Below are 21,964 nucleotides of genomic sequence, written 5' to 3' on the forward strand. Positions count from 1 at the left end.
AGCGAATTAACCTTTAGTTAGGTCTTGCAAACGATATACATCCATTGGCAATTTAATTGCTAAAGCTTGGCATACAGCGTCCGCACCATTCAATGTAGTTGTGTTATACACTTTACCTTGAAGCGCTGAACGACGGATCGAGAATGAGTCTTCTTGTGCCTTTTTGCCTTCAGTCGTGTTAATCACAAGGTGGATTTCGCCGTTTTTGATACGGTCCACAATGTTAGGACGACCTTCAGTTACTTTATTGACACGTTCGCATTCCAGACCAGCTTCGCTAATCACTTTAAATGTACCATCAGTCGCAAGAATCTTGAAGCCTAGGTCAATTAATTGTTTCGCAATGCCAGCAGCACGTGGTTTATCTGAGTCACGTACCGAGATGAAAGCATGTTTGACTTCACCTTCAGTTGGAAGACCAGGTAAACGCTCATTTGCACCCAGTACAGCTTTATAGAATGCTTCACCGAATGTTTTACCCACACCCATCACTTCACCTGTAGATTTCATCTCAGGACCAAGGATCGGATCAACACCAGGGAATTTGTTGAATGGGAACACGGCTTCTTTTACAGAGAAGTGTTCAGGAATAATCTCTGATGTGAAGCCTTGCGACTCAAGAGATTGACCTGCCATACAACGTGCAGCCACTTTTGCAAGCGATTCACCGATACATTTAGATACGAATGGAACTGTACGTGATGCACGTGGGTTCACTTCCAGGATGTAAACGTCTTCACCTTTAACCGCAAACTGAACGTTCATCAAACCGATTACGCCAAGCTCTTTTGCCATTGCCACAGTTTGACGACGCATTTCGTCCTGAATCTCTTTAGATAGAGAGTAAGGAGGAATTGAACATGCTGAGTCACCTGAGTGAATACCCGCTTGTTCGATGTGCTGCATGATACCGCCGATTACCACATCTTTACCGTCAGATACGCAGTCTACGTCAACTTCGATCGCATCATCTAAGAAGCGGTCAAGAAGAACAGGCGCTTCATTTGATGCCTGAACCGCATCACGTAAGTAGCGTTTGAGTTCTTCGTCGTTGTACACGATTTCCATCGCACGACCACCAAGGACGTAAGAAGGACGTACTACAAGCGGATAGCCGACTTTAGATGCTTCAGCCATACCTTCTTCAGCAGATTTTACAATGCTGTTGTTTGGTTGACGAAGTTGCAGACGTTGAATCATTTGCTGGAAACGTTCACGGTCTTCTGCACGGTCAATCGCGTCAGGTGATGTACCGATAATTGGTGCACCAGCTTCTTCTAAAGCGCGCGCCAATTTAAGCGGAGTTTGACCACCGTACTGTACGATAATGCCTTTAGGCTTCTCGATACGTACGATTTCAAGTACATCTTCAAGCGTGATCGGCTCGAAGTACAAACGATCTGAAGTGTCATAATCCGTTGAAACTGTTTCAGGGTTACAGTTCACCATGATGGTTTCGTAACCGTCTTCACGCATTGCAAGGGCAGCGTGTACACAGCAGTAATCGAACTCGATCCCTTGACCAATACGGTTAGGACCACCACCAATCACCATGATCTTGTCACGGGTTGAAGGGTTGGCTTCACACTCTTCATCGTAAGTTGAATACATGTACGCTGTATCAGATTCGAATTCTGCAGCACATGTATCGACACGTTTGTAAACTGGCGTTACGCCCAGATTCCAACGGTGTTTACGGAATTGTTTTTGTGAAATACCCATTAAGTCCGCAATGCGAAGATCTGATAAACCTTTACGTTTGAACGCACGGATATTCTCCGCATTCAAATCACCAAAACCTAAAGTTTTGATTTGGTTTTCAGTTTTGATGATGTCTTCGATTTGAATCAAGAACCAGCGGTCAATGTTCGTTGCAGCGAATACTTCGTCTAAAGTAAAGCCGTGACGGAATGCATCGCCCACGTACCAAATACGCTCTGGGCCTGGCACTTTAAGTTCTTGCAAGATCTTGTCGCGCGCGCCTTCAGCACCCACTTCAATTTTTTCGTCAAAACCAGAAGCGCCCACTTCAAGACCACGAAGTGCTTTTTGTACAGATTCCTGGAAGTTACGACCAATCGCCATGACTTCACCGACAGATTTCATCTGTGTAGTTAAAGTCGCATCCGCTTGTGGGAATTTCTCGAAGTTAAAACGAGGAATCTTGGTTACAACGTAGTCGATTGCAGGTTCGAATGATGCAGGTGTTGTACCGCCAGTGATGTCATTTTTCAGCTCATCAAGCGTGTAACCTACAGCCAGTTTTGCAGCGATTTTCGCAATCGGGAAACCAGTTGCTTTCGATGCAAGCGCAGATGAACGAGAAACACGCGGGTTCATCTCGATCACAACCATACGGCCATCTTTCGGGTTAATACCGAACTGAACGTTCGAACCACCTGTTTCAACACCAATTTCACGAAGTACAGCTAAAGAAGCGTTACGTAGTAACTGGAATTCTTTATCTGTCAGCGTTTGAGCAGGAGCAACAGTGATTGAGTCACCTGTATGCACGCCCATTGGGTCAAAGTTTTCAATGGTACATACAATGATACAGTTGTCGTTTTTGTCACGAACAACTTCCATTTCGTATTCTTTCCAGCCAATTAATGATTCATCGATCAATAACTGTTTGGTTGGAGAAAGATCGAAACCGCGTTCACAGATTTCAATGAATTCTTCTTTGTTGTATGCAATACCGCCGCCTGAACCACCCATGGTGAATGATGGACGGATAATCACAGGGAAGCCGAAGCGTGCTTGAATTTCTAAAGCTTCTTCCATTGACTCGGCAATGTCAGCTTTCGGACATTCAAGACCGATTTTACGCATTGCCTGGTCAAACAGTTTACGGTCTTCAGCTTTTTCGATTGCTTCTTTGGTCGCACCGATCAATTCAACATTATATTTTTCTAAAATGCCGTGCTCATCAAGGGCAAGGGCACAGTTCAATGCTGTTTGACCACCCATAGTAGGAAGAACTGCGTCTGGACGTTCTTTCTCAATGATCGCTGCAACAGTTTGCCAGGTAATCGGTTCGATATACGTTGCATCTGCCATTGCAGGGTCGGTCATAATAGTTGCTGGGTTAGAGTTCACCAAAATAACACGGTAGCCTTCTTCACGAAGAGCTTTACACGCTTGCGCGCCTGAATAGTCAAACTCACACGCCTGACCAATCACAATAGGACCAGCACCAAGAATTAAGATGCTTTTAATGTCTGTACGTTTAGCCATGATGCTTCCTTAATTACTTCTTAGATGCTTCGATAAGTTCGATGAAATGATCGAACAATGGTGCGCAGTCATGTGGACCAGGGCTTGCTTCAGGGTGACCCTGGAAGCTGAACGCAGGCTTGTCTGTACGATGAATCCCTTGAAGGGTTTGGTCGAACAGTGATTTGTGCGTCGCTTTAAGGTTTGCAGGCAGTGTATCTGCATCCACTGCAAAGCCATGGTTTTGTGAAGTAATCATCACTGTACCAGTTTCGATGTTCTGTACAGGATGGTTGGCACCGTGGTGACCGTGAGGCATTTTCACAGTCTGAGCACCGCTTGCAAGCGCAAGAATTTGATGGCCCAGGCAGATACCAAATACAGGTACGTTGCGAGCATCTTCTACAATTGTTTTTACAGCTTCAATTGCGTAGTCACATGCAGCCGGATCGCCAGGGCCGTTCGATAAGAACACGCCATCTGGATTCAGTGCAAGTACGTCAGCAGCAGGAGTTTGCGCAGGCACAACAGTCAATTTACAACCGCGGTCTGCGAGCATACGTAAGATGTTGGTTTTGACACCGTAATCGTATGCAACAACATGGAATTTAAATTCTGGTTGAGCGAAGCCTTTACCTAAAGTCCATGAACCTTCAGTCCATTCAAAACCTTCAGGATCACAGCATTCTTTTGCAAGGTCTAAACCATTCAAACCACCGAATGCGCGTGCTTTTTCGAGTGCTTCTTCTTCAGTGATGTTTTCGCCTGCAAGAATACAACCGTTTTGTGCACCTTTATCACGTAAAATACGTGTTAATCGTCGCGTGTCGATGTCAGCAATGGCAACTACATTGTGCTGTACTAAATATTCACCTAGTGATTGTTCAGCACGGAAGTTACTGTGTAATAAAGGAAGGTCACGGATAATTAAACCGTTCGCCCATACTTTATGAATACGACCTGATTCTGTGTCTTCTTCATTGCAACCCGTGTTACCGATATGTGGGTAAGTTAAAGTTACAAGTTGCTGTGCATAACTTGGATCAGTCAAAATTTCTTGATAGCCAGTCATGGCAGTGTTGAAAACGACTTCGCCAGTCGTACTACCCGGTGCGCCAATCGAAGTACCTTTAAAGATAGTTCCGTCGGCTAGGGCTAAAATTGCTGGGGTGCTCAAACCAAAGCTCCTGAAATTTAGGCTGTAAAAAAGCGAGAAGACGAAAAAAAAGGAAGGCTATTTTTTTAACCAACCCTCCTATGTCTGCTCGCTTGAACTTAACACGGCATTATACGCAGAATGACCCTTGAAGTCCAATGGCTTTGCAGCGAAAGTATGAGATAAATGGCTTGCTTTTTGCATGGAAGTCTGTTTTGTAGACAATGTGAAAAAATGTAAGCAATTAATAATTGTCAGACAAATCAAATCTTAATTTTTATCAGATCTACTAATATAGCTTAAGTCAACATAACAATAGGAATAAGACAAATGACTACAGCCCCGAAATCTACTACATCTAAAAAAGTTACCCCAAGCGTAGTCAGTGAAACTGCCGAAAAGCTTGAAAAAGTGGCGGTTGAGGCTAAAGATCAGGCAATTGAAACCATCGAAGAAAGTAAAGAAAAGCTTGAGGTCGAAGCGAAGCAGTTAACTGATACTGTGCAGGAACAATTGCGTCAATTAAAGCAGGAAGTGTTGCAGCGTATTGATACTTTAAAAGAGCAGATTTTCGGTTCGCAGAAAGAATTAACTGAATTAAAAAGCTTTATCAAGACAGAATTCAGCGCGGTCATTGAAGACCTGTCCAATCTGGGTAAAGAGCTGAAAGAAGATGTCAGTCAGATTTCGACCAAGCATAAAGAGCATTTGACTGGTACGTTTAAACGTTCTAAAGACAGTACCATTGAAGTATTGAAAAAAGTTAAACCCGTCATGAAGACGGAAAGCTCGGACAAAAGTCCTGAGCTGAAAAGTTAGGCTGCGCTGAAAGGCCGCTATTTAAAAAGGAGAACAATGATATGTTCTCCTTTGTCTTTATGCAGCAAAACGGACTCACAATAACAATTAGAGGGGGTCACGATGCCACAGCATTATTTTATAGGTGTACTTATTTTACTGATATTGATCATGCTGCTGAATCTGGAAAGCGGATTGAGGCGCATACTTTATCTGGGTGTAATCCTGTTATGTCTTGGAATACTCGGACCAGTATTTGGGAGCATTCTTCTAATGATCATTACTTTTGCTTTTATACTCTATGCTGCCGTGAAATCTATTCAGGAACAGCATCATCTGCATCATTAAAACATGTACACGGGAAATAATCTAAACTCCATAATAATGAAATACACGATCAAGATGATTTTATTGTTTTAAACAAAAAACGTGAGACTTCAAGTCTCACGTTTTATTCGCCTGTTACCCATTCTAGTGGCTAACCCAACATCTGGCATCAACCTGTTTAAAATATGTGCAGCCAGTCGCGTTTATTATGAAAATCTGCCTGAGGGCTACTATGCTGCATGGCATAGAACTGATCACCTTGCGAGGTTTTTAGAACAGCAGATAAACCCAGGAACAAGTTTTCCCATTTCAGTTTATGGGTTGCCATAAAATCAGTCAGATCCAGACTGACATTGAGACCATAATGCGTACGTTTGAGCTGATTCAACTCAATATCATTCGCAGCCTGCGGTGGCATATCTTCAGGATAACGGTATTCTTCAAATTGATAAGCCTGCCAGGCCTGAGAAGGGGAGAGATTAATCTCACGATAAAAATCTTCACCCTGAACCCCAATAAAAATTTCGAAGCAGGTCTGTTCCCACAAAAAATCCTGACGCGGATGAGCCGTCACCATGTCGGGCCACAGGATGTACTGATTGGGATCACGAATCCAGAAGCCCACATTTAAACTGCATGGGCCTTGCTGTTCAATGGCGGCAACCAGAGAGATGGCCTGAAAACGGCGATCAAATGCGCTAAGTTCGTAACTTGCCATAAGTCCTGTACTTAGTTTGAAAGATGAGCGAAACGGACAAGGTTGGACAATTTTTGGTTTTGTTTTGCAGCTTTCTTGTAAAGCAGTGCAATCTTACCAATAGTTTGAACCACCTCAGCGCCAGTTGCTTCTGCAATTTCAGTAATCAGTGCTGAACGTGCTTCGCGATCTTCGGCCACGATTTTTACTTTAATCAGTTCGTGGTCGTTTAAAGCACGCGCCAATTCTTCGATAACATTTTCAGTCAGGCCTTTGTCACCCAGCATAACCACCGGGTTTAAAGCATGTCCGATTTGACGTAAACGCTTACGTTCCTGAATAGATAAAGACGCCATGAGAGATAACCTGAATTTTAAAACGGCTTAGTATAGCAAAATCAAAAAACAAACGCTTTAAATTATCAGGAAATAATCACTGCGCATATCTCCTGATAAGGAGCAAAACTCCTAGATTTAGATACACATGTATACTGCAAAATATGTCTTTTTCACGTACAATTAATAATTAGACGTTTTTTTATTTAGAGAGTTATGGCTACACGCATTACCAACCAAAAGTTATCTAAAAGTAGTCGTGATTGGATGAGAGAGCATTTAGACGATCCTTATGTGAAAAAAGCACAGAAGGAAGGCTATCGTGCGCGTGCAGCATATAAGCTCTTAGAGATGCAAGAAAAGTACAAAATCATCAAACCGGGCATGACTGTGGTCGACTTGGGTGCCGCACCCGGCAGTTGGTCGCAAATCGCCGGTAAGCTAGTCGGTGACAAGGGTTTATTGATTGCATCTGATATTTTACCAATGGATGCATTACCGGATGTAACGTTCTTGCAGGGCGACTTTCGGGAGGAAGAAGTCTTCCAGAAACTGTTAGAAATTTTAGATGGTCGTACTGTAGACGTTGTAATTTCAGATATGGCCCCCAATACATCAGGTAATAAGGCTGTAGATCAACCGCGTCAGATTTACTTGTGTGAACTTGCACTGGATTTTGCCAATAAGGTGTTAGGCCCCAAAGGTCAATTTGTGGTAAAAGTTTTCCAAGGCTCAGGTTTTGACGAATTTCGTAAGCAAGTGGTTGATAGTTTTGATGTTCTTAAAACATCTAAACCTTTGGCATCACGTGCTCGCTCCAAGGAAGTTTTCCTGATTGGGCAGGGACGTAAGAAGGCTTTAAAATAAGTCTACTTGCCAAGTCGTTAAAAATTGTGCATTTTGTAAGTTTTCATATAATTGTAAGTTGATTTACAGCTTAAGTATTAAGGTCACCCTGAACAGGGCATGATCAAATTAGATTGGAATGGGAATAAAGCTTTGAGCGATCTTTTTAAGAATGCCGTATTGTGGCTCGTGATACTGGGTGTGCTGGTGTTAATCTTCAGCAACGTCAGTGACCGCAATCAACCGACTACAATGAACTACTCAGAGTTTGTTGCCGCGGTCAATGCTGGCCAAATTAAACAAGTTGTGATTGACGGCGAAAGAATCCGTGGCGAAAAAACAAACGGTTCAGAGTTTGAAAGTATTCGTCCGGCAGTTCAGGATCCTGAGCTGATGCCAAGCCTCATTAAAAATAATGTTGTGGTCGAAGGTGAAGCACCACAGCGTCAAGGCTTGCTCATGCAGTTGCTTATTGCAAGTTTCCCTGTACTTTTAATCATTTTGTTATTCATGTTCTTTATGCGCAACATGGGTGGCGGTGCAGGTGGTAAAAACGGCCCAATGAGTTTTGGTAAATCTAAAGCCAAAATGCTGTCTGAAGACCAGATTAAAGTCACTTTTACCGATGTAGCTGGTTGTGATGAAGCCAAGCAGGAAGTGGTCGAAATCGTAGATTTCCTCAAAGATCCAACCAAATTTAAACGTCTGGGTGCAAGTATTCCACGCGGTGTGTTAATGGTGGGGCCTCCAGGTACAGGTAAGACCCTACTTGCTAAAGCCATTGCAGGTGAAGCTAAAGTTCCATTCTTTAGTATTTCAGGTTCCGACTTCGTTGAAATGTTTGTCGGTGTCGGTGCATCACGTGTGCGTGACATGTTCGAACAGGCTAAACGCCATGCACCATGTATCATCTTTATTGATGAGATTGATGCAGTCGGTCGTCATCGTGGTTCAGGTACTGGTGGTGGTCACGATGAACGTGAACAGACCCTCAACCAGATGCTGGTAGAAATGGACGGCTTCGAAGGTAATGAAGGTATTATCGTTATTGCTGCAACCAACCGTGCAGATGTACTGGATAAAGCTTTGCTTCGTCCAGGCCGTTTTGACCGTCAGGTGGTTGTTGGCTTGCCAGATATCAAGGGTCGTGAACAAATTCTGAATGTACATTTGAAAAAATTGCCTTCAGTGACAGGTGTGGATGTTAAAGTGCTTGCACGTGGTACACCGGGCTTCTCCGGCGCCCAATTGGCCAATCTGGTGAACGAAGCTGCTTTGTTTGCTGCACGCCGTAACAAAAACACTGTCGATATGCATGACTTTGAAGATGCAAAAGACAAGCTGTATATGGGTCCTGAGCGCAAGTCGATGGTTCTTCGTGAGGAAGAGCGTCGAGCGACGGCTTATCATGAAGCAGGCCATGCGATTGTTGCTGAAAGTTTACCAGGTACAGATCCTGTGCATAAAGTAACGATCATGCCACGTGGTTGGGCTTTAGGTGTTACCTGGCAGCTGCCTGAATTTGACCAAACCAGCCATTACAAAGATAAAATGCTGAATGAAATTTCTATTTTGTTTGGTGGTCGTATTGCTGAAGAAGTCTTTATTAACCAGATGTCAACAGGCGCTTCCAATGACTTTGAACGTGCAACCAAAATGGCACGTGCGATGGTGACCAAATACGGTATGTCTGACAAATTAGGAGTCATGGTCTATGAAGAAGATGCACAGCAATCATTTATGGGCAGTATTGGTAGCCGCAGTATTTCGGAAACCACACAACTAGAAGTTGATCGTGAAATTCGTCGAATTCTGGATGAACAATATAAAGTCGCACGCAATATCCTGGAAAGTAAAAAAGATGTTGCCCATGCGATGGTGAAAGCTTTAATGGAATGGGAAACCATCGATCGGGATCAAATCCGTGACATTATGGAAGGTCGTGAACCTCAACCGCCAAAAGTTTATGTTGCAGAAAATCCTGTGATTGATGTAACACCAAATGATGGCCCGTTGACACCTCCACCATTGCCAGCCAATTAAGCTTAATAAAAAACCACCTTCGGGTGGTTTTTTATTGCAGCCATTTGAGCCACGGGTTAAAAAATGATTTTGCTATAAACGATATAACATCAAAATAAACTATGAGAATGAGATTATTCAACTATTTAAGATAGCAAATATCTAAAGCATATTAGACAGTGAATGGCTGCAGGTGAAAGAATGACCGTAATGCCAACTTATGCATTATTCAAATAAAACCTGCTTTAAAATTTAAGTATTGGTTATATTCATCTTTGCTTTAATTAACTATCCATAAGACAATATTGGGGTTATTGTGAAATGAGTATTGAATCATGCAGCTGATGCCTTTGTTACCACATGTATGGACATTTGGTGATTTAAAATTGGACTTATCCCAGCCGCATGTAATGGGGATTCTCAATGTCACCCCGGACTCTTTTAGTGATGGTGGCCGGCATAATCAAAAAGAAGATGCAGTCGCCCGCGCACTGGAAATGATGGCCGAAGGCGCGACCGTAATTGATATTGGTGGTGAATCAACCCGTCCAGGTGCAGCAGCAGTGGAAGTGGAGGAAGAAATTCACCGCGTGGTGCCTGTCGTTGAAGCTTTATCCAAACATAAGGTCATTCTTTCGATTGATACGTCGCAACCTGAAGTGATTCGTGCAGCGGTTCAGGCCGGAGCACATATCTGGAATGATGTTCGTGCTTTGACTCGGCCGAATGCATTGCAGACCGCAGCAGAGCTGAATATTCCAGTGATCATCATGCATATGCGCGGTGAACCAACCACAATGAACAATCTGGATCAATATGAGGATGTTACTGTTGATGTGATTCGCGAGTTATCCCAACGCGTTCAGGATGCCTTGGATGTGGGAGTAAAAGCGGAAAATATCATGATTGATCCGGGTTTTGGTTTCGCTAAAAATGCCCAGCAAAATTTACAGCTGCTGAACGAATTTTATAAACTGACAGAAATGGGCTATCCGATTCTGTCTGCTTTATCTCGTAAACGCTTTATCGGGACAGTGCTAGATGGTGCAGTACCGCAAGAGCGGGCAGTAGGCTCTGCAACAGCACATTTACTGAGTATTCAGCAAGGTGCCTGCATGGTACGGGCACATGATGTTAAGGCTACAGCCGATGCGATTAAAGTCTGGCAAGCCATGCAAATGGCTTAGAAAGCGAGGCTGGGAAATCCCTACATTGGCAATGTGGTTTGGCTTTTAAGCAACAATATGCTATATAGGCACGCTTAGATTAGATAGTCATCCTTTAGAGTGCCTGTAATGTTTGCAGATTTACTTCTCCCCATGTTCGATGATGAATATTATCCCGATATTCTGGTTGCTGAAATCAAGCAGCACATCGAACGTTTTGCCCAAAAAGTCGCTAAATCAGGTTTGTCAGATCAAGAAATTTACCAGCTTGCCAATCTGACTGTGGCTGATATTAATGTCATGAAACCTCAGTTTGAAGATCTGGATTCATCTCTGGATGATAGCGCTGCAGATTATATTGCCGAAGCCATGATGATGGTGGTGCAAGAGCATGGTCTGTTCGAGATTGAAATGGAAGAACTGATTACCAATCGTGAATGGTGATTTAAGAAAACCCTGCAGCTGCAGGGTTTTTTATTATCTATTGAAATACTCTTTAAAGCTATTAAAGCGAATCGAGCCTAATAATAGTTGCTCTTCATTCATGCATTGCTGATACAGATTCTGGTAATAAGCTTGCAGATCTGACTGACCTTGAATTGGTTGTGGTGTTTTTGATCTGGATTGTTGATAAGCCCAAAAAGCCAATTGCCGGAGTTTCTGCAATTTGATCTGATCAATTGCGCTACAGGAACTTTTAAATAAAGGTTCCAGGATAACCACCCCAAAGGAGGAAATCGCTAAAAAGATCATGCTGATAATGACCAGAACATCCGAATGAACCAGATAAAGGTTAAGCAGCAAACATAGAAAAATTGGAATTTGCAGATAGAGGCAATGTTGCAAACGCTGACCATAGGCTTTGGAGCTGTACTGTGCCTGATATTGCGCATAACAAATATAAGGATACAGTAGTGCCATCAGCATAATTAAGGTGACATTAAACGCAATCGTGGCATTTTTGAAAAAATAATATTCCAGAAATACCGAGCTGATACTACAGGCTACACAGACCAGAAGGGACAGTAAATTAATCGCGATAACAAACTGGATATTTTGCAGGGCATTAAATTTAAAGCGGCTATAATGCAACTTCAGGAAAAAAGCGTCTGGATGACGTAATTGTAATGTGGCGAGATCGAAGTGTTTTAATTCTGACATGGGGGATTTCGCGCTAAAAAATATAAAATTCAGGCACAAAAAAACCAGCACAATGCTGGGTTTTTTATTGCACCATTTTAATAAAAATTAAAATGGTGCCCGAGGCCAGACTCGAACTGGCACGCTTTGTGGGCGGGGGATTTTAAATCCCCTGTGTCTACCGATTTCACCACTCGGGCATGTGCGCAATAATAGAGGACGAAATAAAGCTTGGCAAGCAAATTTCTAAATGATCGCTTTCTTTTCAAGCAATTCCATCACTTCTTATCTACAAACTAGGTCTATCTACCTGTTCTCTTAATGAAGAGTTGTAGATATTTAATAGAGAGAATTAAGAGTGATTGATATTACTATGAGTTATCTTTCAGATAACTATCGATGTCCAGATACTTGATGGTTTTGCAATATTGATGCTCATATTTCAGCAGTCGCGTATATAACCCGGCATAGTGATTTAATTGCTGTTTTAGTTCGGCATGCCGAGGATCATGGCTTGAATAAAAACGTAATTTTAGTCGGATCAGACAGGTCTGTTTATAAGCCCAGAAGCAGATTTTACGTAATTGTTGCAGCTGGTAATGTTCAGCATTCTGGCTATTTGTTCGGAATAAATTCTCCCGATAAAAGCGTACAAAGCCAAAGCTCACACCAAAGAAGAAGAGAGCCCACATCAGCAAACTGCTTTTCATAAACAGTAAATTTAAGGCTAGCAAAAGAATCACAATAGCCATTTTGATCGGAGTGTGACGCAATGACTGGTACAATGAATAAGAAGAATGTTGAATCTGTTGCAAAATCAAGGTAAGACTCAACATCAGGAACAACAGAATGCCTAAAATGGCATAACTCTGTGCCTGAAATTCGCTGATTTGCATAAAAGCATGCTCTAGCAGATCTCGTGACATCAAACTGAGGGGAATAAAAATCATGGCGGCCAAAGTCCATGGAATAAAAGACTTGGCTTTATCCCAGATTCCTCGAATTTTGATCTGGCTATAGAACAGGTAATTTCCTTTAAATGCAGCCGGATACTGTCGTTTAAGCTGCTGTAACAACAGCGTCACTTGTCTAGTGGGCATCATCCTAAGATTAATTTAATATTTAGATGAAGCACTATAGTCGATTTGGCGCAAAATCGCAGAAGAAATGCAGTTTCAGAACGTAGCGCTGTTTTAATCATGAAGATTTTGATTTTTTAGCGTCGAATTATGCGAAAATAGTCCATTCAAGATTTATTTTTTAAGGACAGTTTATGACTGATCAATCTCCTCAGGCGTTAAGCGACATCGAAATTTTAGACATCCTGCAAAGTATGAAAAAGGATGAGCTAAATACTGAGGCGCAAGCAGCAATTCGTCAGGGTGGTAAAGCTGGTCGTCAGGAAGCACATAAAGCAGCCTTGGTAGCATTGAATCAGTCATTTGAAGACAAATTTGTTGAGGCGGTATCTTTGGCTTTGGGTTTAAATTCGGCACAGATCAAAAAAATCCGTTATAAAAAAGACCGGATCCGTATTTTAAAAGCACACGGTATCGATTATATGGCGATTGATGGTGCTGAAACTGCACAGGTACTGTCACAAATTGCACAAGCAATTGTGCGTGAAGATGCCATTGTTACTCATGACCTGCACAATATTTTTCCGTTCTGGAAAGAAGGCTGGCCTATGGTGCAATTCGATAATGCTTATAAAATTTTAGAAGATGATATCCAGATTCACTATCAAGCTGTTCTAGAGGCTTTATTAGCGAAAGTCTAAATTATAAATAGTTTTAAAAAGCACCTTCGGGTGCTTTTTAATCGCGATAGATCAGTGAAATGAGCCAGCTGATGGGCAAAATAAATAAACGCCACCAAGTGATCAAGGGCCAATAAAAATACTCTCCAAATCTCAAGGTCGAGTCGAAACCTTGTCGGCGACGTTCATGCGGATAGGGAATAATGAAAACGGTTAAAACCATCAGAATGATGGCTGCCAGTAAAAGCAGGGGATTCTGCAGTTTGGCAAAAAAGAAATAAAATAAATATAGGGCGGAATAAAAAAACAGACATGCCAATAATGCAGAAATATTCATCACTCACCTTATGATTTTTTATTAGAATAATTTTGACTATTTCTTAGAAAGAAGAACCAGACTAATCTGATTCTTCTTGAATAACTGAATTGGTTTCGATTAAGCGGGTCACCAGTAACTGGTCAATTTTAAAATGATCGACATCCACCACTTCAAACTTATAAGCCCCAAATATCACTGCATCTGCAGGACGTGGAATCTTGCGTAATTTATACATCATGAAGCCAGCGATGGTTTCATAGTTTTCATCATCAGGCATTTCATCAATTTCAAGCGCATGCTTGATGTCTTCAATCGGGGTGCTGCCTTCAATCAGCCAGGAATTGTTGTCACGTTTAATAATTTGCTGATCGGCTTCAATTGGCGTCACCCAGTCACCCATCACGGTAATCATAATATCGGAAAGGGTAATCACTCCAACGACCAGCGCATATTCATTAATGACGACGGCAAACTTTTCCTTGGTAGAGCGGAAACGGTCCAGAACTTCCGATAAGGTCAAAGTATCCGGAATGGTCAGGACATTACGGATGGTATTTTCATTGAGCTGCAGCAGTGACTGGTTATTCAGAATACGCACCAGAATGTCTTTGGCGTCCACATAGCCAATCACACTGTCAATGTCATTGCTGCATACCAAAAATTTGGAATAGGGATATTCCGCCAGCTTTTGCCGAATACTTTCTTCAGGTTCATTCAAGGTGAAAAACACCACATTTTCACGTGTGGTCATACTCGAAGGCACGTTACGTTCTTCCAGCTCGAATACGTTTTCAATGAAATGGTGTTCCTGCTTCTGGAGTACACCGGCCTGTGCACCGGCATCCATCACTGCAGAAATATCATCAAAAGTAATATTGTCATCACGGATGGTATTCACTTTAAACAGACGGAACAGCATGTTGGCAATCGCGTTAATGAACCAAGCCAAAGGTTTACAGACTTTAATGAAAATCTGAATTGGCTCGATGACTGAGACTGCGATCTTTTCTGGTGCAATCATGGCCAGACGTTTCGGCATCAGGTCCGCAAATAAAATAAATAATGAAGTGACGACAGTAAAGGAAAGCGCAAAGCTGATATTTTCAGCCCAAGGTCCTTGGTAAAAGCGGGAAACAAAATTATAAATATAAGGACGAAAAGCGCCTTCACCTAAAATACCACCGAGAATGGCGACTGCATTTAAACCAATTTGAGAGGCTGCAAAGAAGTCAGCAGAATTTTCTTGTAGATCTAAAACTTTTTGAGCGCGATGTTCACCCGATTCAGCCAGAATTTTCAGTTTGACTTTACGGGCACCTGCGAGGGCGATTTCTGTTAAAGATAAAAAACCGGCCCCCGCGATGAGTATTAAGATAATCACGATATTTTGTAAGAGGCTCACAAATCCACCTGTGGATAAATAATATCTTAGGATATTTTTAGCATAAAAAAAGACTTGAGGTGTAACAATGACAGCTCAAGTCCTCAAAGTATAATCTTCAAAAATAAGAATTTAGAAGATTGTAAGGTTAATAGTTTGAAAATTGAGAATTATTGCTCAGGAATTCACGATTTTCCTCTTCAATCATTTGCCGTGCAACATATAAAATCAGCTGACGTAACCAGCGATGTGCCGGATGATGATGCAATAATGGGCACCACGCCATTTTCAATTCAAATTCCGGAATATAAAACGGCGGATCTTTTAAAATCAGATTGTGATTTTTGGCTTGCAAGCGCGCAATACGTGAAGGCAGTGTTGCAATCAGATCTACATTGGATGCTAATAAGCCTGGCATTTGATAATGACGGGTAAATACCGAAATCTTACGTTTCTGGCCAATACGTTCCAAAGCCTGATCAATCCAGCCTAAACCGGCCTGTTTTTCAGGATTCACCCCGAAACCAACACCCATACCGGTTTTAGAAACCCAGATATGCTGTGCATCCAGGTAACTTTTAAGGTTTAAGTTGCTTGCGGCAGGATGCTTGTTATTTAAAAGACAAGAAAAGCTGTCACGCCAGACCAATACCTGATGAAAACTTTGCGGAATCTCATTAAAGCGGTTGATTGCCAGATCGACCTTGCCCTGCTCCATATCCCGATAAGACACGTCACTTGGCGTCAGGAAGTCGAGAACAACATTTGGAGCTTCTGAACGCAAGGCTTTGACTAAGCGTGGTACTAAAGTGGCTTCGGCATAATCCGAGGTCATGATCCGGAAGACACGATTTGAGGTATATGGACGGAACTCGGTACGCGGTTCCAGAATCATGGACAAGTCAGCCAAGGCATCCCGAATGCGGGGCTGCAATTCCAAAGCACGTTCAGTGGGTGTCATGCCTTCAGAAGAACGAATCAGGAGGGGATCATTAAATAAATTGCGTAATCGGCGTAAAATATTACTCATGGCAGGCTGGGTAACACCCAATTGTTCTGCTGCACGGGTGACATTTTTTTCGCGAAGAAGTACATCAAGATAAATTAATAGATTGAGATCAACTCGCTCCAGATTCATAAAAGAAATACCGAGAATAAATACAAGAAATTATGCTCATTATGCCATAACTGACGGGCTTTGTGTAAAGCACCGATGAAAAAAAAGCCATGATAAAACAACCATAGTCCATGGAATTTGTTTAGGTTGAGCTGGATTATCAAGGGGGTTTGCTAAGGGGAATAGGAGGGATTTCTGAAAGCTGATCTAGTAACTTGCTCTCTAGAGACCAACCCTTAATACACTAGTTTTATAGGTAGATATTATGAGTTTGATATATGAATATTTGCGTGAAAAATAAACCAATAAATTCATGTCTTAAGACTAAGAAATAATCAGAAATCTTTATTTTTGTGAAATAAAATAGTATCTGACCCCGTCCCAGACTTAAGTCTAATGAATTATTTTTAACCTTAATGTCTAAATTTTACTCATTAATATTTTTCAATAAATTTATATAAAACAGTGTTTTAATTTGTTGTGTTGAAACTTTACTAAGACTTTGATCTACTCATTTTTTAAATAAATACTGAAGATTCTTGCAGACTATTGGATTAATTTTCATAAGCCAACTAATCTTTAGTTATCCCAACGGATCGTCGAAAATCTGAACAAGTCATTGAGGGTGTGATTTGAGCGGTTCGTTGCAGAAAAATCCTAATATTATTACAGGAATATATCATGACTACATACCAAACAGCGATTGATGCAATCCGCGAATTAAAAGCGAAATTCGGTAACACTTGGGCAGACATCAGTCCTGAAGATGCTGCGCGTATGCAACTTCAAAACCGTTTCAAAACTGGTTTGGACATTGCGAAATATACAGCGGCAATTATGCGTCGTGATATGGCTGCTTATGATGCCGACTCTAGCAAATACACTCAATCACTAGGTTGCTGGCACGGTTTTATCGCGCAACAAAAAATGATTGCGAACAAAAAATACTTCGGTACAACTGAACGTCGCTACATCTACCTTTCTGGCTGGATGGTTGCTGCACTTCGTTCAGAGTTCGGTCCACTTCCTGACCAATCTATGCACGAAAAAACATCTGTTCCTGCATTGATCGAAGAAATCTACACATTCTTACGTCAAGCGGATGCGAAAGAACTGAATGATCTTTTCCGTGCGCTTAAAAAAGCTCAAGAAGCGGGCGATACTGCTAAAGCAGCTGAAATCACTTCACAAATCGACAACTTCCAAACTCACGTTGTGCCAATCATTGCGGACATCGACGCTGGTTTCGGTAACGAAGAAGCAACTTACTTGCTTGCCAAGAAAATGATCGAAGCGGGTGCTTGTGCACTACAAATCGAAAACCAGGTTTCTGATGCAAAACAATGTGGTCACCAGGCTGGTAAAGTAACTGTTCCACACGAAGATTTCATCGCGAAAATCCACGCTCTTCGCTATGCATTCCTTGAAATGGGTCTTGACGACGGTATCATCGTTGCACGTACTGACTCTGAAGGCGCTGACTTGACTCAAAAAATCCCAGTGGTTAAAGAGCCAGGCGACATCGCTTCTCAATACATCAGCTACTTAGACACTCAAGAAATTGACATCTCTGAAGCACAAGAAGACGAAATCCTGATCAAACGTGATGGCAAACTTCACCGTCCTAAACGTCTTGCTTCTGGCTTGTACCAGTTCCGTGAAGGCACTCAGATCGACCGCGTTGTACTTGACTGTATCACTAGCTTACAAAACGGTGCTGACCTTCTTTGGATCGAAACTGCGACTCCAAACGTGGCTGAAATCGCTCACATGGTTAACCGTGTACGTGAAGTTGTGCCAAATGCGAAACTTGTTTACAACAACTCTCCATCATTCAACTGGACACTGAACTTCCGTCAACAAGCGTATGACCGTTGGGTTGCTGAAGGTAAAGACGTATCTGCATACGACCGTGCTAAATTGATGAGCGCTGAGTACGACGATTCTGAATTGGCTGCTGAAGCTGACGAAAAAGTTCGTACATTCCAGGCTGATGCTGCTCGTGAAGCGGGTGTGTTCCATCACTTGATCACACTTCCGACTTACCACACAGCTGCGCTTTCTACGCATGAGCTTGCTCAAGGTTACTTCGGTACTGAAGGTATGTTGGCTTATGTTGCTGGCGTACAACGTAAAGAAATCCGCGGCGGTATCGCATGTGTTAAACACCAAGCAATGGCTGGTTCTGACATCGGTGATGACCACAAAGAAATCTTCGCTGGTGACAATGCATTGAAAGCTGGTGATGATTCTAAAAACACAATGAACCAGTTCAGCGCTTAATCCGCTTAATTGATTCACCAAAAAACCCTGCAGACGCAGGGTTTTTTGTTTGAAAAAATGCTATTAATTTAGGGATGCGCAACCTCAGGAACGTGTACAGCCAGGATTATCCATAATTTCTCCATGATTGGTTTTTATCGCAGTTTTATGTGTTTAATTCTTGCAATCTGCTGCTATGTCACTGAATATTCAAATATAGACTGCTTGTATTTTGCACGACCTCTATCCCCAATTAATTAAAAGTGACTCGGACTTATGCTGTCTAAATTTTTTATCCACCGCCCGATCTTTGCTGCAGTACTGGCGATTATGGTCATGGCAATTGGCATGTTCGCGGTAATGAACTTGCCAGTGGAACGTTATCCGGATATTGCACCGCCACGGATAACAGTGGCAGCAACCTATAGCGGTGCTTCTGCGGAAACTGTAGAAGAAAGCGTGACCCAGGTGCTGGAACAGCAGATTAAAGGTATCGATCATTTGCTGTATTTCAGTTCGAGTAGTGATTCTTCAGGGCGCAGCCGGGTCAGTATTAGCTTTGAAAATGGCACCAACCCAGATACTGCACAGGTTCAGGTACAAAATGCGATTAATGGCGTTCTGAACCGCTTGCCAGAAGATGTACAACGCCAAGGTGTTAATGTCTTTAAGTCGCTTGGTGATACGCATATGGTGATCAGCCTGTACGATGAATCCGGACGCAGCAACAATATTGAACTTTCTGATTATCTGATGACCCATCTGGAACAGGATATTTCCCGGATCGAGGGAATTGGTGAGGTGGATGTCTTCGGGTCGCAATATGCGATGCGGATCTGGCTGGACCCAAGGAAATTAAAACAATATAACCTGATGCCAAGTGATGTGCGTGCCGCAATCGAATCCCAGAATACCCAGGTCGCTGCAGGTGCAATCGGAGATTTGCCTGCAGTGGAGGAGCAATACCTGAATGCCAAAGTCACTTCGGGTTCGCGACTGAAAACCGTGGACGAATTCCAGAATATTATTGTCAAATCGGATCGTGCCGGCAGCTTTATTTATTTAAAAGATATTGCCCGGGTGGAACTGGGTGCTGAAAATTATCAGTCTTATAGTACCAATAATGGTTATCCATCAGCAGGTCTGGGTATTTCACTGGCCTCAGGGGCGAATGCTATTGAAACCTCTAATCTGATTAAAGCTGAAATTGCCCGGATTTCTCAGCAATTGCCTGATGGCTACAAAATTGCCTACCCACGGGACAATACACCTTTCGTACAGGAATCAATTAAAGAGGTTGTAAAAACCCTGTTTGAAGCAGTGATTCTGGTGATCATTGTGATGTTTATTTTCTTGCAGAACTGGCGTGCGACTTTAATCCCAACTGTGACGGTTCCAGTGGTGATATTGGGGACGATGGCAGTCCTCTATACGCTTGGGATGAGTATCAATACGCTCACATTGTTCGCTCTGGTATTGGCAATTGGCCTGCTGGTCGATGATGCAATTGTGGTAGTAGAAAATGTCGAACGTCTGATGCATGAACAGAATCTGTCTGCGCAGGAGGCAGCTTTAGAGTCCATGCAGGAAATTAGTGGGGCACTGATCGGGATTACTTTGGTGCTGACCGCAGTATTTATTCCCATGGCTTTCTTTGGCGGTTCTACCGGGGTGATTTACCGTCAGTTCTCTATTACCCTGGTTGCAGCCATGTCTCTGTCCCTGATGGTGGCGCTTGTTCTGACTCCCGCACTGTGTGCCCTCATTCTCAAGCCAAATCCTCAACCAGCCAAATGGGCTGCATGGTTTAACCGGAAACTGGATCATCTGAAACAGCGCTATCTTAAACTGGCTCAGATGACGATCCGGCATCAGGCGGTGTGTCTGGTGATATTTGCCGGATTGATCTGTGTATTCGGTCTGTTCTACCGGGCCTTGCCGACCAGTTTCTTGCCGGCTGAAGACCAGGGGATTTTAAGTCTGCAGATTAAATTGCAGGAGGGCGCACCGCTGAAAAATACCATTCAGATCGGAGAGCAAGTCCGCCAATATTTTCTCGATCAGGAACAAGCCAATGTCAATCTGGTGATGATCCGTTATGGGCGAAATTTCTCTGGAACTGGTCAGAATCTGGCGACCGGTTTTGTGGCATTGAAACATTGGGATGAGCGTTCAGGTCAGGACAATACCGCACAAGCGATTCGTGAACGGGCCCTGAAGCATTTTCAAGGCAATCGCAATGCACAAATTAACGTGTCCATGCCACCTTCAGTCAATGGTCTGGGACAAACGGATGGTCTGGATTTCTGGATTCGTGATATTAATGGCAATGGCCGACAATATCTGGAACAGCAGTTTAAAGCACTGGAAGCTCAGACCGGCAATTACACCGGTTTTGAAAACCTGGGCAAACGTTCTAATCCGGACAAAGCAGAGTTGCGCGTCAATATCGACCAAAAACAGGCCATGGCCAATGGTCTGACCCAATCGGCAATTAACAGTACTTTATCCAGTGCCTGGGGCGGCAGTTATATCAATGACTTTATTGATCGTGGCCGGATTAAACGGGTAATTATGCAGGGGGATGCAGAATTCCGTTCCAAGCCGGAAGATCTGGCGCAGTGGCATGTACGCAATGACCAGAATCAGATGGTACCTTTTAGCAACTTCTCGCAAGTGGACTGGAGTGGTGGCCCTGAAGTGGTGAACCGGTTTATGGGCTATACCGCGCTGCAAATGGAAGCAGACCGGGCCAAAGATAGCAGTTCAGGTCAGGCTATGCAGGATGTGGAAGCACTGATTGCCGAACTGGAGGGAGTCGATGTGGTCTGGAGCGGTCTTTCCTTTGAGGAGAAACAGTCGAGTAATCAGGCCATTTGGCTTTATCTGATTTCAATTGGTTTTATTTTTCTTTGTCTGGCGGCATTGTACGAAAGCTGGAGTATTCCTACTGCAGTCATGTCTGCGATTCCATTGGGTATTGGTGGTAATATCATTTTCAGTTATCTGGCTGGTTTCCCAAATGATATCTATTTCCAGATTGCCTTGCTGACTACTATTGGCCTGTCCTGTAAAAATGCCATTCTGATTGTAGAATTTGCTTCGCTGGCACAGCAACAAGGCAAATCTGTAGTGGAAGCGGCTCTTGAAGGTGCATCTTTGCGTTTGCGCCCAATTCTGATGACTTCTTTGGCATTTGGCGCTGGGATTTTACCTTTGGTCTTTGCTACTGGTGCCGGCGCGGTGAGCCGTCAGGAAATCGGGGTAAGTGTACTGGGCGGGGTGATTTTTGGAACTGTGCTGGTTCTAATTTTTATTCCCTTTATGTATGTTCTGATTCGTCGACTGATCATTAAAAAATCGCGTGCTTAATATACACAAAGACTGCAAAGCTAAAAAATCCCCGTATTGACGGGGATTTTT

The 21,964-nt window shown here is 42.9% G+C and carries 18 protein-coding genes and 1 tRNA gene; 9 read left to right on the plus strand and 10 right to left on the minus strand.

What is annotated here, in order from left to right; genetic code table 11:
• Positions 1-6: 6 nt before the first annotated feature.
• Both carB and carA read right to left on the minus strand, forming a co-directional pair.
• Positions 7-3,237, minus strand: coding sequence for a carbamoyl-phosphate synthase large subunit (gene carB, locus VXQ92_RS05360; protein ID WP_416680761.1), 3,231 nt, complete (start codon positions 3,235-3,237; stop codon positions 7-9).
• Positions 3,238-3,250: 13 nt separating this feature from the next.
• The gene (gene carA / locus VXQ92_RS05365; RefSeq protein WP_144724371.1) at positions 3,251-4,393 is read right to left on the minus strand and encodes a glutamine-hydrolyzing carbamoyl-phosphate synthase small subunit; all 1,143 of its coding nucleotides are present in this window, start codon (positions 4,391-4,393) and stop codon (positions 3,251-3,253) included.
• Positions 4,394-4,702: 309 nt separating this feature from the next.
• Between carA and VXQ92_RS05370 the strand changes: the two genes are divergently transcribed.
• Both VXQ92_RS05370 and VXQ92_RS05375 read left to right on the plus strand, forming a co-directional pair.
• Positions 4,703-5,191, plus strand: a complete 489-nt coding sequence (locus VXQ92_RS05370; RefSeq protein WP_064102857.1) for a hypothetical protein — start codon at positions 4,703-4,705, stop codon at positions 5,189-5,191.
• Between the two features lie 102 nt (positions 5,192-5,293).
• Positions 5,294-5,518: a hypothetical protein gene (locus VXQ92_RS05375; RefSeq protein WP_064102856.1), complete on the plus strand. Its 225-nt coding sequence runs from the start codon at positions 5,294-5,296 to the stop codon at positions 5,516-5,518.
• A 157-nt stretch (positions 5,519-5,675) separates the two neighbouring features.
• Here VXQ92_RS05375 and VXQ92_RS05380 read toward each other — a convergent pair whose 3' ends face one another.
• Positions 5,676-6,215 (minus strand): DOMON-like domain-containing protein, encoded by a 540-nt coding sequence (locus VXQ92_RS05380; RefSeq protein WP_064096329.1) that lies wholly within the window; start codon positions 6,213-6,215, stop codon positions 5,676-5,678.
• Between the two features lie 11 nt (positions 6,216-6,226).
• The gene (gene yhbY / locus VXQ92_RS05385; RefSeq protein ID WP_064096328.1) at positions 6,227-6,550 is read right to left on the minus strand and encodes a ribosome assembly RNA-binding protein YhbY; all 324 of its coding nucleotides are present in this window, start codon (positions 6,548-6,550) and stop codon (positions 6,227-6,229) included.
• Between the two features lie 195 nt (positions 6,551-6,745).
• Between yhbY and rlmE the strand changes: the two genes are divergently transcribed.
• The 4 genes from rlmE (at position 6,746) to VXQ92_RS05405 (ending at position 11,007) form a co-directional block, all read left to right on the plus strand.
• Positions 6,746-7,396, plus strand: a complete 651-nt coding sequence (rlmE, locus tag VXQ92_RS05390; protein ID WP_064096327.1) for a 23S rRNA (uridine(2552)-2'-O)-methyltransferase RlmE — start codon at positions 6,746-6,748, stop codon at positions 7,394-7,396.
• A 132-nt stretch (positions 7,397-7,528) separates the two neighbouring features.
• Positions 7,529-9,418, plus strand: coding sequence for an ATP-dependent zinc metalloprotease FtsH (gene ftsH, locus VXQ92_RS05395; RefSeq protein WP_064096474.1), 1,890 nt, complete (start codon positions 7,529-7,531; stop codon positions 9,416-9,418).
• Positions 9,419-9,732: 314 nt separating this feature from the next.
• Positions 9,733-10,584, plus strand: a complete 852-nt coding sequence (gene folP / locus VXQ92_RS05400) for a dihydropteroate synthase (RefSeq protein WP_416680764.1) — start codon at positions 9,733-9,735, stop codon at positions 10,582-10,584.
• Between the two features lie 108 nt (positions 10,585-10,692).
• Positions 10,693-11,007 (plus strand): DUF5713 family protein, encoded by a 315-nt coding sequence (locus VXQ92_RS05405; protein ID WP_064096325.1) that lies wholly within the window; start codon positions 10,693-10,695, stop codon positions 11,005-11,007.
• Positions 11,008-11,040: 33 nt separating this feature from the next.
• Here VXQ92_RS05405 and VXQ92_RS05410 read toward each other — a convergent pair whose 3' ends face one another.
• From VXQ92_RS05410 to VXQ92_RS05420, 3 genes are all read right to left on the minus strand, one after another.
• Positions 11,041-11,724 carry a hypothetical protein gene (locus VXQ92_RS05410; protein ID WP_416680765.1) on the minus strand — a complete coding sequence of 228 codons (684 nt, stop codon included), beginning with the start codon at positions 11,722-11,724 and terminating at the stop codon, positions 11,041-11,043.
• Positions 11,725-11,817: 93 nt separating this feature from the next.
• Positions 11,818-11,903: transfer RNA gene (locus VXQ92_RS05415), tRNA-Leu, on the minus strand.
• 171 nt (positions 11,904-12,074) lie between these two features.
• Complete coding sequence (locus tag VXQ92_RS05420) at positions 12,075-12,803, minus strand: hypothetical protein (RefSeq protein WP_416680766.1); 729 nt, start codon at positions 12,801-12,803, stop codon at positions 12,075-12,077.
• Between the two features lie 173 nt (positions 12,804-12,976).
• Here VXQ92_RS05420 and VXQ92_RS05425 point away from each other — a divergent pair, with 173 nt between their 5' ends.
• On the plus strand, positions 12,977-13,483 hold the full coding sequence (locus tag VXQ92_RS05425; RefSeq protein ID WP_064096322.1) for a hypothetical protein: 507 nt from the start codon (positions 12,977-12,979) through the stop codon (positions 13,481-13,483).
• Between the two features lie 37 nt (positions 13,484-13,520).
• Here the strand turns inward: VXQ92_RS05425 and VXQ92_RS05430 are convergent, their stop codons facing one another.
• The 3 genes from VXQ92_RS05430 to VXQ92_RS05440 form a co-directional block, all read right to left on the minus strand.
• Positions 13,521-13,799 (minus strand): hypothetical protein, encoded by a 279-nt coding sequence (locus VXQ92_RS05430; protein WP_416680768.1) that lies wholly within the window; start codon positions 13,797-13,799, stop codon positions 13,521-13,523.
• Positions 13,800-13,860: 61 nt separating this feature from the next.
• The gene (locus VXQ92_RS05435) at positions 13,861-15,183 is read right to left on the minus strand and encodes a hemolysin family protein (protein ID WP_064096320.1); all 1,323 of its coding nucleotides are present in this window, start codon (positions 15,181-15,183) and stop codon (positions 13,861-13,863) included.
• 127 nt (positions 15,184-15,310) lie between these two features.
• Positions 15,311-16,300, minus strand: coding sequence for a LysR family transcriptional regulator (locus VXQ92_RS05440; protein ID WP_064096319.1), 990 nt, complete (start codon positions 16,298-16,300; stop codon positions 15,311-15,313).
• A gap of 660 nt (positions 16,301-16,960) precedes the next feature.
• Here VXQ92_RS05440 and VXQ92_RS05445 point away from each other — a divergent pair.
• Together VXQ92_RS05445 and VXQ92_RS05450 are read left to right on the plus strand one after the other, a co-directional pair.
• On the plus strand, positions 16,961-18,562 hold the full coding sequence (locus tag VXQ92_RS05445; RefSeq protein WP_416680770.1) for an isocitrate lyase: 1,602 nt from the start codon (positions 16,961-16,963) through the stop codon (positions 18,560-18,562).
• Positions 18,563-18,817: 255 nt separating this feature from the next.
• Positions 18,818-21,913: a multidrug efflux RND transporter permease subunit gene (locus VXQ92_RS05450; RefSeq protein ID WP_416680772.1), complete on the plus strand. Its 3,096-nt coding sequence runs from the start codon at positions 18,818-18,820 to the stop codon at positions 21,911-21,913.
• The last annotated feature ends 51 nt before the right edge of the window (positions 21,914-21,964 follow it).

The sequence above is a fragment of the Acinetobacter sp. 228 genome, from assembly GCF_048147885.1.

Coding starts and splice junctions, on each gene's coding strand:
- VXQ92_RS05445 (WP_416680770.1), top strand. CDS start 16,961: ATGACTACATACCAAACAGCGATTGATGCAATCCGCGAATTAAAAGCG.
- VXQ92_RS05380 (WP_064096329.1), bottom strand. CDS start 6,215: ATGGCAAGTTACGAACTTAGCGCATTTGATCGCCGTTTTCAGGCCATC.
- VXQ92_RS05375 (WP_064102856.1), top strand. CDS start 5,294: ATGCCACAGCATTATTTTATAGGTGTACTTATTTTACTGATATTGATC.
- VXQ92_RS05425 (WP_064096322.1), top strand. CDS start 12,977: ATGACTGATCAATCTCCTCAGGCGTTAAGCGACATCGAAATTTTAGAC.
- yhbY (WP_064096328.1), bottom strand. CDS start 6,550: ATGGCGTCTTTATCTATTCAGGAACGTAAGCGTTTACGTCAAATCGGA.
- VXQ92_RS05440 (WP_064096319.1), bottom strand. CDS start 16,300: ATGAATCTGGAGCGAGTTGATCTCAATCTATTAATTTATCTTGATGTA.
- VXQ92_RS05410 (WP_416680765.1), bottom strand. CDS start 11,724: ATGTCAGAATTAAAACACTTCGATCTCGCCACATTACAATTACGTCAT.
- carB (WP_416680761.1), bottom strand. CDS start 3,237: ATGGCTAAACGTACAGACATTAAAAGCATCTTAATTCTTGGTGCTGGT.
- VXQ92_RS05450 (WP_416680772.1), top strand. CDS start 18,818: ATGCTGTCTAAATTTTTTATCCACCGCCCGATCTTTGCTGCAGTACTG.
- folP (WP_416680764.1), top strand. CDS start 9,733: ATGCAGCTGATGCCTTTGTTACCACATGTATGGACATTTGGTGATTTA.
- VXQ92_RS05420 (WP_416680766.1), bottom strand. CDS start 12,803: ATGCCCACTAGACAAGTGACGCTGTTGTTACAGCAGCTTAAACGACAG.
- VXQ92_RS05370 (WP_064102857.1), top strand. CDS start 4,703: ATGACTACAGCCCCGAAATCTACTACATCTAAAAAAGTTACCCCAAGC.
- rlmE (WP_064096327.1), top strand. CDS start 6,746: ATGGCTACACGCATTACCAACCAAAAGTTATCTAAAAGTAGTCGTGAT.
- VXQ92_RS05430 (WP_416680768.1), bottom strand. CDS start 13,799: ATGAATATTTCTGCATTATTGGCATGTCTGTTTTTTTATTCCGCCCTA.
- VXQ92_RS05405 (WP_064096325.1), top strand. CDS start 10,693: ATGTTTGCAGATTTACTTCTCCCCATGTTCGATGATGAATATTATCCC.